The organism is Leptospira ilyithenensis, from assembly GCF_004771005.1.
GTDB lineage: Bacteria > Spirochaetota > Leptospiria > Leptospirales > Leptospiraceae > Leptospira_A > Leptospira_A ilyithenensis.
Genome location: NZ_RQHV01000020.1, coordinates 1 through 547, shown reverse-complemented (window position 1 = coordinate 547; position 547 = coordinate 1). Strand labels below are relative to the sequence as shown.

At 37.5% G+C, this 547-nt stretch carries 1 protein-coding gene; it reads left to right on the top strand.

What is annotated here, in order from left to right:
- On the top strand, positions 1–547 hold a 547-nt coding region (locus EHS11_RS19745; protein ID WP_167884328.1), incomplete at both ends, for a hypothetical protein.

Genomic DNA, 547 nt, shown 5'->3' with positions numbered 1-547 from the left:
TAACAACAGCGGAAAAGAACGCCATTAAGAAAGAAATAGCTTCTTTAGAGAAAACAAAAGCTAGTCTGGAAGCGAAAATCAGAAGTCAGGAACATACACCTTTGGTTGATCGCACAACAAGTCCGGAGTATACTAAGGGAGAGATCAAATACGAAGTTAAGATACCAACGAGTGAGCAAATGGCGAATTTAAGAACGTTGTCAGAAACATATAAAAATGTGAATAGTCCTGAGTATAAAAAAATACAATCAGAAGCTCAAAAGAAACTATCCGAGACTCCTGAGATGAAAACTTTAAATAAAGCAACTCAGAATCTGAATGATTCAATTGCAAGTTTACAAGACTATGCGGAAGGTTATGCAAAGCAAGTCAAAGCTGGCTTAATAGATCAAGCTACTTCAGATACGTTGATGAAAGATAAAGCGAAATTAGTTGACGATGCAAATGCGGCAGTAAAAAAAGCACAAAATGCGGCTGATAAAGTAGCTGCGGAACTACCAGCTCATATTCGAAAACAATGGCTGGAATCGAACGGCTTTAAACTAGA